The organism is Zymomonas sp., from assembly GCF_020216885.1.
In the GTDB taxonomy this organism is placed as follows: Bacteria; Pseudomonadota; Alphaproteobacteria; order Sphingomonadales; family Sphingomonadaceae; genus Zymomonas.
In genome coordinates this window covers 1-9,411 of sequence record NZ_JAIWON010000133.1, presented here as the reverse complement: position 1 = coordinate 9,411, position 9,411 = coordinate 1, and the positions used below count along the sequence as shown (strand labels likewise).

Sequence of the window (9,411 nt, the reverse complement as noted above, 5' to 3'; positions counted from 1 at the left end):
CCCAAAAACCGACCCTGATCTTGCCCCTTTATTCCAGTTAAAGCATCCGTTTCAAATAATGGCCAGTATAGCTGTCTTCGGTATCGGCCACTTTTTCCGGCGTGCCAGTTGCAATAATCTGACCGCCGCCGGTGCCGCCTTCGGGGCCCAGATCAATCAGCCAATCGGCTGTTTTAATGACATCTAGATTATGTTCGATCACGACAATACTATTTCCTTGATCGACCAGCGCATTTAACACTTCCAGCAATTTTCGGACATCTTCAAAATGAAGACCCGTGGTCGGTTCATCAAGAATATATAATGTCCGTCCTGTTGCCCGTTTGGACAATTCTTTTGCCAATTTAACGCGCTGCGCTTCACCGCCAGATAAAGTCGTCGCCTGCTGACCAACCTTGATATAGCCCAAACCAACACGGGCAAGCATGGCCATCTTGTCACGGATAGAAGGCACTGCCTCAAAAAATTCGGCTGCTTGATCGACGGTCATATTCAAAACATCGGCAATGGATTGACCTTTGAATTTGACCTCCTGCGTTTCGCGATTATAGCGCGCACCATTGCAGACATCACAGGTTACATAAACATCCGGCAAGAAATGCATTTCGATTTTTTTAACGCCATCGCCTTGGCAAGCCTCACAACGACCACCCTTGACATTAAAACTGAAACGACCGGCTTTATAACCGCGCGCCTGTGCCTCTGGTAATTTAGCAAACCATTCCCGAATAGCGGTAAACGCACCGGTATAGGTCGCTGGATTGGAACGGGGCGTGCGCCCAATCGGTGATTGGTCAATATCAATCACCTTGTCGAGATGCTCCAATCCCGAAATAGATTTATAGTCACCACTAATCAGCCTTGCGCCATTCAATTCTCTGGCCGCCGCTGTATAAAGCGTATCCAAAATCAGGCTGGATTTACCGGAGCCGGAAACCCCCGTGACACAGGTAAAAGTCCCCAAAGGAATAGACGCCGTCACATTTTGAAGATTATTGGCAGTTGCGCCTTTAATGGTCAGCTTTTTACCATTTCCCTTGCGACGTTTTTCGGGAACTGCAATTTCCCGCCGTCCTGAAAGATACGCCCCTGTCAAACTTTCAGGACAATCAATAATATCCTGCGGCGAACCGGCGGCAATCACTTTACCACCCATCACCCCCGCACCGGGGCCCATATCGACGACATAATCGGCAAGACGAATAGCATCTTCATCATGCTCAACAACCAGAACCGAATTGCCTAAATCGCGCAATCTTTTCAAGGTTTCAAGCAAACGGTCGTTGTCGCGCTGATGCAAACCGATAGAGGGTTCATCCAACACATAGAGAACCCCCGACAAACCGGAACCGATTTGACTGGCCAAACGGATACGCTGACTTTCGCCACCCGAAAGGGTGCCTGAAGAACGATCAAGGCTCAAATAATCCAGCCCAACATTATCGAGGAATCCTAGCCTTTCGATAATCTCTTTCAAAATGCGTTCAGCAATTTGATTTTGCGCTTCCGTCAGCTTTTCCGGTAACTGCCTGAAAAATTCCAACGCCGGTTTAACGGTCATCTTGGTGACATCAGAAATGTTATGACGATCGATCAAAACGGCCAAGGCTTCCGGCCTTAATCTAGCACCATGACAGACTTCGCAGGGCGCCGCCGATTGATAACGTCCAATATCTTCGCGAATAGTTTCGCTGTCAGTCGTTACCAGCCGCCTTTCCAAATTGCGGATTACACCTTCAAAGGCTTTTTCAACCTCATAAATCTGATTGCCCTCAGAAAAGCGCAAAGGAATAACTTCGCCTTCACTCCCGTAAAGAATGACATTTTGAATTTTTTCGGGGAGCTTTTTCCAAGGGGTCTCCAGCGAAAAATCATAATAACGCGCCAGACTGGATAAAATCTGCATATAATAAGGACTGGGCGGCGTGCTTCTTGCCCAAGGCATCAAAGCCCCCTTCGCCAAAGAAAGGGATTCATTTGGGACAATCAACCGCACATCGAAATAAGGCTTTTCGCCCAATCCATCACAAGCAGGGCAGGCACCCTGCGGCGCGTTAAAAGAGAAAAGGCGTGGCTCGATTTCAGGAATGGTAAAACCCGATACCGGACAAGAAAAATGCTCGGAAAAAAGCATCGGCTCGAAACAGCCTTCATCGGCTGGCTCGGCAATCGCAATCCCGTCCGCCAATTTTAACGCGGTTTCAAGCGATTGCGCCAAACGGGTTTCCAACCCTTCTTTGATAACCAAACGATCAACCACAACTTCAATGTCATGCTTGCGTTTCTTGTCAATTTTTGGAGCCTCTTCGATCAGATAATATTCGCCATCAATCCGAAGACGTGAAAAGCCCGCTTTCTGCCATTCGGCCATTTCCTTGCGATATTCGCCTTTCCGGCCACGAACAACCGGAGCCAGCAAATGCAAACGGCTACCTTCTGGCAAAGCCATCACCCGATCAACCATCTGGCTTACAGTCTGCGCGGTAATAGGCAATCCCGTTGCCGGAGAATAAGGAATCCCGACCCGCGCCCATAACAGCCGCATGTAATCATAAATCTCGGTGACCGTAGCAACTGTCGAACGCGGATTTTTACTGGTCGTTTTCTGTTCGATTGAAATAGCCGGAGACAAACCCTCAATATGATCGACATCCGGCTTTTGCATCATTTCCAGAAATTGGCGCGCATAAGCGGACAGGGATTCGACATAACGCCGCTGTCCTTCGGCATAGATCGTATCAAAGGCAAGACTGGATTTACCCGACCCCGACAAGCCGGTCATGACGACAAGTTTATTGCGCGGAATATCAATCGAAACATTTTTGAGATTATGTTCGCGTGCGCCGCGAATAGAAATAGTCGAAAGCATAACAGGCAAAAATCCTATTTTTCAGAAAATGGGTCTGGTGATGCGGGGCTATCAATCAGGGCGAGGAAAAGAGATGGATATTCCCCCTTTGTTCTACAAGAGGCTATCCAAAAACGGCGAGACAAGGGTCTTCAAAAACGGCGGCAATGTCATTTTGTTACCGCTCATAGCCATTATAGCGATAGGCACCATTCCAGCGATTGGACGGATATAAAAGCTGCCTATCCAGATGATTATAGCTGTGATTATAGCGCAGAGGATTATGATTATAGGGATTGTAACGATGGTTATACCCCATTGACCCATAACGCGGGACATAGCCAGACCAGCCATAATTTTGGACGTAACCAGAATGATTATAGCCTCTGACATAACCGGATGCGTAACCATTACGGATATATCCCGACCGCCCGTAATGGCCATAATGATATCCACGGGGATAAGCCATGACCGCAATCGGAAGCATCAAGGCAAGAAGCCCTATTCCAGTTCTGAAAAGATTTTTTCTCATAAGATGGCTTCTTCTTTCATAACGGGCGACGGCATAGCTGCCATGACAAGACATGGCAGCTATTTTCCCAATAAATCAGGCTGGATCAGAATTTTGTTGGATATAGCGTTCCAATCCCATCAGCTCGATCAAATTAAGCTGGGTATTCAGGAAGTCTATATGCGCTTCTTCGGCGATCAAAATTTTGACGAACAGATCGCGGGATACAAAATCATGGGTTGATTCCGCATAGGCGATGGCTTCTTTCAAATCGCTGACCGCTTTTTTTTCAAGCCGCAAATCGGTTTTTAAAACCGCAGGCACGTCTTCACTAGCGGTAATGGCTTCATAACGTTGCAAGTTAGGCAAGCCGCCGAGATAAAAAATCCGCTCGATCAAAGCATCGGCATGGCCTCTTTCTTCAAGAGATTCTTCGGATTCTTTTCTAGCAAGAACCGAAACGCCCCAATGTTCCAAACTACGGGCATGGAGAAAATATTGATTGATGACCGTCAATTCATTGGTAAGTTGGCGGTTAAGATGTTCGATTATTTTAGGATCTGCGCTCATTGATGGGTGCCTTCCGCTCTTCAGCTTTCATTAGCCTAACACTAAAACTTTATTATAAAAAACTAACTTTCCCAATATCATTATCATATAATTTTATCGGAACGGGGCATTACTGTGTTTATATCCGGCCTTTCTCTCCATGATTTCCGGTCACACCAGCAAACACGATTACAGGCCAAAGCTGGGCTAGTAATCCTGACCGGTGAAAATGGTGTCGGTAAAACAAACATTTTAGAAGCGATTTCGTTGCTTTCTCCGGGGCGAGGATTTCGCGGCAGCCCTTTACCTGATCTTGTCCGGCGGGAAGGCGAGGGCGGTTTTGCGATTTCGGCCAAACTGCACCCACTAGAATCTTCAGGCCGGATTGATCCGGTAACAATGGGGATCGGGCTTGCGCCTCGGGCGGCCTCGCGTCAGGTGCGCGTTAATGGCGTGACGACGTCGGCAAATGCCTTATCGGAATGGCTAGCCATATTATGGCTTACCCCTGCAATGGACAGATTGTTTCAGGAAGGGGCTTCTTCGCGCCGCCGTTTTCTAGATCGGCTGACCTTGACTATTTTTCCGTCACATGCTCGCCATTACAGCCGCTATGAAGCGGCGATGCGACAACGGAACAAACTCCTTTCCGATGAAAAAGGCTCTGATCCTCTTTGGTTAGACGGCTTAGAACAGATTATGGCGGAACAGGCGACCTATATTCTTTTAGCGCGGCGGCAGCTTGTTCAGTCGTTATCACAAGAAATCGCCAAACAGGAAGATGGCCTTTTTGCTAAAGCCGATCTGGCTTTGGATGAAGGCGTTGATAGCCACGATCTTGTGACCCATAATTCTGAAGAGATCATGCCGCTTTTGCAAAATATCTGGCAAAAAAGCCGGACAAAGGATGCGGCTATCGGGCGAACATTGCAAGGTGTTCACCGTGCGGATTTAAAGGTGACGCATCATGCCAAAGCCATGCCTGCGGCTCAAAGCTCGACAGGCGAACAAAAAGCCCTGTTGCTTGGACTTGTGTTGGCGCAAGTCAATTTAATTACCGAGAAAAACGGTCAGCCACCCATTCTGTTGCTGGATGAGGTGGCGGCGCATCTTGATCCGTCTCGTCGGGCGATTTTATTCGATATTTTGCGATCAAAAGGCGGCCAAGTCTGGATGACCGGCACAGAGGCCTCTCTCTTTGAATCTGCGGGGAAGGCCGCCTGCTATTTCCAGCTTGGTAAGGGCGAAATTATCTCCGCTTTCTAAAAAAGATAACCGACTGACTGTATAAAAGGGTATAAAAGATTCGCGCTCTTTTTACCGCTTCCTCCGATAATGTAATATTTCCTTTAAAATCAGGCGGCTTTTGCTTGGGTTATTGGCAACATCCCGCTATAAGTTAAGACTATGGCAACATCAAAACAGCATGACGATTATGATGCAGGATCTATCAAGGTTCTGCGGGGGCTGGATGCCGTTCGCAAACGGCCTGGTATGTATATTGGTGATACGGATGACGGATCGGGGCTGCACCATATGGTGTTCGAAGTTTCCGATAACGCCATTGACGAAGCCTTGGCCGGTTACTGTGATCTGGTAAAAATCGCGATTTATGACGACGGTTCGGTCTCGGTTGAAGATAACGGACGCGGTATTCCAACCGGTATCCATCCCGAAGAAGGCGTTTCGGCCGCTGAAGTCATCATGACGCAGCTTCACGCCGGTGGTAAATTCGATAATAACGCGAATAGTAACGCCTATAAGGTCTCCGGCGGTTTGCACGGGGTGGGCGTTTCCGTGGTGAATGCGCTTAGTAATTATCTTGAATTGACCGTTTGGCGCGATGGACAAGAACACCGGATGCGTTTCGAGCATGGTGTTGCCGTTGAACCGTTAAAGGTCGTCGGCGCTTCCGATAAAAGAGGCACGCGGGTTCGATTCCTGCCTTCTGCCGAAACCTTCAAAATTACCGAATTCAATTTTGAAAAGCTGGAACACCGTTACCGCGAATTGGCCTTTTTGAATTCCGGTGTCCGGTTGCAATTAACTGACAAGCGCACCGATCCTGAAAAAACGGTCGAATTATTTTATGAAGGCGGTATCGCTGCTTTTGTGAAATGGCTTGATCGGGCAAAAACAGCGTTAATTCCCGAACCTGTTGCCATTCATGGCGACCGCGATGATGTAATGATTGATGTCGCTCTCGAATGGAACGACAGCTATTATGAACAGGTTCTTTGCTTTACCAACAACATTCCGCAGCGTGACGGCGGCACCCATTTGGCCGCATTCCGCGCCGCTCTAACGCGCACCTTAAACAATTACGCCGATAAATCCGGTCTTTTGAAAAAAGAGAAAGTCCAGCTTACCGGCGATGACATGCGGGAAGGGCTGACCGCGATCATTTCGGTCAAACTGCCAGACCCGAAATTTTCTAGCCAGACCAAAGATAAACTGGTTTCTTCCGAGGTTCGACAACCTCTCGAAAGCCTGATGGCCGATAAGATGGCAGAATGGCTGGAAGAAAATCCAGCCCATGCGAAGGTCATTATCCAAAAAATCATCGACGCTGCGGCGGCACGTGAGGCGGCCAAGCGCGCCCGTGAATTGACCCGTCGTAAAGGCGTGATGGATATTGCTTCCTTACCGGGAAAATTGGCGGATTGTCAGGAACGTGACCCGACCAAATCCGAAATTTTCATCGTCGAGGGGGATTCTGCAGGTGGCTCCGCTAAGCAGGGACGCAATCGTCATAATCAGGCCATTTTGCCACTGAAAGGTAAAATCCTAAATACCGAACGCTCTCGCCTTGACCGGATGCTTTCATCGAAAGAAGTTGGCACGCTTATTCAGGCACTAGGCACCGGTATTCGCGACGAATTTAATATAGCCAAACTGCGTTATCATAAAATCGTCATCATGACGGATGCCGATGTTGACGGCGCGCATATTAGAACGTTGCTTTTGACCTTCTTCTATCGCCACATGCCAGAAATCATTGAAAACGGGCATCTTTACATTGCACAGCCGCCTTTGTTCAAAGTGGCTAAAAACCGTTCCGAAGTCTATCTCAAGGACGAAGCCGCGCTTGACAATTATCTGATGGATGCCGGTGTTGCCAGCATGATGCTGCATACCGATCATGGTGATCGCTCCGGTAACGATCTTCATCAAATGGTAGAACATGCCCGTCGGACGCGGCTGTTGATGAATTACGTTCCGAACCGTTATTACGCGCCTTTGATTGAAACCGCTGCCTTGGCAGGGGCTTTTAAAAGTGATGTTGCGGATGAAAAACGTAAAGAAATCATGGAACAGGTCGCGGAAATTCTGACCCGTTCCGATAGCGAAAGCGATGCCCGCTGGTCGGTTGAATTTATCTCCGAAGGCTTCTTGTTCCGGCGCTTATGGCGTGGGGTCACCGATGCCCATACATTGGATTGGAACTTCATTCAGTCTTCAGAAGCTGCCAAGCTGCATCAACTGGCGCAAGAACAGGCAGAAAGCTATATTTCAGCCCATCCGGCGCGGTTGGTTACTCTGGCCGCACAGATGGACGAAGAAGCTGGTCAGGATATCTATCGCCCTTCACAGCTTTTTGAAGCCATTCTGGCTGTCGGTAGCAAAGGCCTTTCGATTTCCCGCTATAAAGGTTTGGGTGAAATGAACCCCGAACAGCTTTGGGAAACCACGTTAGACCCTGCCAACCGTTCGATGCTGAAAGTCGAAGTCGAACAGGCTGATGTCGCGGATGAAATTTTCTCGCGTTTGATGGGCGATGTGGTTGAACCACGCCGCGACTTCATTCAGCAGAATGCGTTATCAGTCGCCAATCTCGACGTTTAAAAAACGGTTACTGGGCTTTGGCTGCTTTGTAAAAGGCAGCTAAAGCCTTAAAGCCAGAAAAACCGGCCTGATTTTTCAGGTCGGTTTTTTATTACTTTAATTTCGATTATATCGCGCTGTTTAGAAAGAAGGCCGCGCTTGAGTTTCTCGAATTTTAAAGTCATCCCGACATTAGTCTAGCTTTCAACGCCTATCTCACAGCTATCATTTTACCCCAGAAACCGCTGTTAAATCAGGCTGCCCAAAAGCACAAAGTTACTTTATTTAAATCTTCTACGCGTGTTGCCTACTAAAAATCCAAAAGTCCTATTAATGCCAAGCCTTCCTTCCCAATAATCAAAAAGCCAAGCCTATCACTTGTCCACAAAAGCCATTCTAACCTTTAGAATGTAGCTATCTCGTTCTATCATTAGGCTTTCATTTGACGTCAAAAAGGGGAGGGGCTTTTGTTGTCTGATCCGATGTTACGCTGTTTTGCTCCGGTCACGGATAACAATACGCGTCTCTTGATTTTAGGAAGCCTACCGGGGGTCGCCTCTCTTGAAAAAGCGCAATATTACGGCCATCCACGTAACCAATTCTGGCGACTGATGAGTGATATTATCGGGGAAGATATAGAATCCGCATCCTATCCCGAAAGGCTTGAGGGGTTACTACGCCATCATATCGGTCTTTGGGATGTTATCGGCACAGCCAAAAGGCAAGGCAGCCTTGATAGTAATATTAAAGAAGTTAGCCCCAATCCTCTGGGGGATTTGATCAGAAAATTACCCAATCTCCAAGCGCTCGCCTTTAATGGTCAAAAGGCGGCTCAATTAGGCATCAAAGAATTACAAAAAATAGGGGTAAAGCTGCCTTATCACATCCTGCCTTCCACCAGTCCGGCACATGCGGTCGCTTATGATGTGAAGAAAGCGGCTTGGATCAAATTACGAGAAATCACTTTAGACTGACTTCAAGCAGTGCCTTTCTTTACAAAAGGCACTGCTTGAATAGCTGGATTACTGCGAAATACATTCGAGGAAAGTCACATCCAGCCCTTCGCTGATGGGCTGCAAATCTTTGACCAGCTTTTGAAAATGGGGCGTTCCGCCATGCTTGCCGATAGCGGCATTATCAGCCCAGCGTTCGATAAAGACAAAATGCCCTTTGCGCTGAAGGTCTTTATGAACATCATATTTGATATTCCCTTCTTCCGCACGGGCAGGCGGCACTGCGGCTTTAATGATTTTCTCAACTTCGGCTTCGTGACCGGCCTTAGCCTGAACCGAAGCCACAATATCAATGGCAGTAGACATTCTATTTTCCTTCATAAAAGGACAGATCGCATCGTCCTTAGTGGGAATATAAGGGATAGAAAGCAGAAATCAGCCTTGGAAGACGGTTTTTTCCGCATTTTAGCGTTTTGGTTTTGTACTGGTGCTAAGTTTTCAGGTTTGGTTTTAGCTTTTGGTTTTGTGAGGGCGTTAGTTTTGTTGGGGATTTTTGTGGAAAAAAGATAGAAAAAACAGGTAGTTATAAGAAAGATTACAGAAAAGTGAATTTTTTGCTTGCAAGGTAGGATGGAAATGCATAGAAGGCCTTCACACCGACGGGGCGCACCACTTAAACGGTTCGCTTTTAGGGGGAAAATCTTCAGGAATTTGAAGGAATTCAA

7 protein-coding genes are annotated in these 9,411 nt (G+C 47.6%); 3 read left to right on the top strand and 4 right to left on the bottom strand.

Annotated features, from left to right (window positions below):
* Positions 1 to 37 precede the first annotated feature (37 nt).
* The 3 genes from uvrA to bfr all read right to left on the bottom strand — a co-directional run bounded on the left by uvrA (position 38) and on the right by bfr (position 3,929).
* Positions 38 to 2,869, bottom strand: a complete 2,832-nt coding sequence (uvrA, locus tag LDL18_RS07590; protein ID WP_296508356.1) for an excinuclease ABC subunit UvrA — start codon at positions 2,867 to 2,869, stop codon at positions 38 to 40.
* 157 nt (positions 2,870 to 3,026) lie between these two features.
* A complete protein-coding gene (locus tag LDL18_RS07585) occupies positions 3,027 to 3,380 on the bottom strand; it encodes a hypothetical protein (RefSeq protein ID WP_296508353.1) in 354 nt (117 codons plus the stop codon).
* A gap of 75 nt (positions 3,381 to 3,455) precedes the next feature.
* On the bottom strand, positions 3,456 to 3,929 hold the full coding sequence (bfr, locus tag LDL18_RS07580) for a bacterioferritin (protein WP_296508351.1): 474 nt from the start codon (positions 3,927 to 3,929) through the stop codon (positions 3,456 to 3,458).
* Positions 3,930 to 4,043: 114 nt separating this feature from the next.
* Here bfr and recF point away from each other — a divergent pair, with 114 nt between their 5' ends.
* From recF to LDL18_RS07565, 3 genes are all read left to right on the top strand, one after another.
* Complete coding sequence (gene recF / locus LDL18_RS07575; RefSeq protein WP_296508350.1) at positions 4,044 to 5,174, top strand: DNA replication/repair protein RecF; 1,131 nt, start codon at positions 4,044 to 4,046, stop codon at positions 5,172 to 5,174.
* Between the two features lie 141 nt (positions 5,175 to 5,315).
* On the top strand, positions 5,316 to 7,754 hold the full coding sequence (gene gyrB, locus LDL18_RS07570) for a DNA topoisomerase (ATP-hydrolyzing) subunit B (RefSeq protein ID WP_296508349.1): 2,439 nt from the start codon (positions 5,316 to 5,318) through the stop codon (positions 7,752 to 7,754).
* 461 nt (positions 7,755 to 8,215) lie between these two features.
* Entirely contained in the window at positions 8,216 to 8,707 is a 492-nt protein-coding gene (locus LDL18_RS07565) for a DNA-deoxyinosine glycosylase (protein ID WP_365974949.1), read from the top strand.
* Positions 8,708 to 8,755: 48 nt separating this feature from the next.
* Here LDL18_RS07565 and LDL18_RS07560 read toward each other — a convergent pair whose 3' ends face one another.
* A complete protein-coding gene (locus tag LDL18_RS07560) occupies positions 8,756 to 9,052 on the bottom strand; it encodes a putative quinol monooxygenase (RefSeq protein WP_296508345.1) in 297 nt (98 codons plus the stop codon).
* Positions 9,053 to 9,411: the final 359 nt, after the last annotated feature.

Bases quoted from the DNA above. Each gene is read 5' to 3' on its own strand.
- uvrA (WP_296508356.1), bottom strand. From the start codon at position 2,869: ATGCTTTCGACTATTTCTATTCGCGGCGCACGCGAACATAATCTCAAA.
- LDL18_RS07585 (WP_296508353.1), bottom strand. From the start codon at position 3,380: ATGAGAAAAAATCTTTTCAGAACTGGAATAGGGCTTCTTGCCTTGATG.
- bfr (WP_296508351.1), bottom strand. From the start codon at position 3,929: ATGAGCGCAGATCCTAAAATAATCGAACATCTTAACCGCCAACTTACC.
- gyrB (WP_296508349.1), top strand. From the start codon at position 5,316: ATGGCAACATCAAAACAGCATGACGATTATGATGCAGGATCTATCAAG.
- LDL18_RS07565 (WP_365974949.1), top strand. From the start codon at position 8,216: ATGTTACGCTGTTTTGCTCCGGTCACGGATAACAATACGCGTCTCTTG.
- LDL18_RS07560 (WP_296508345.1), bottom strand. From the start codon at position 9,052: ATGTCTACTGCCATTGATATTGTGGCTTCGGTTCAGGCTAAGGCCGGT.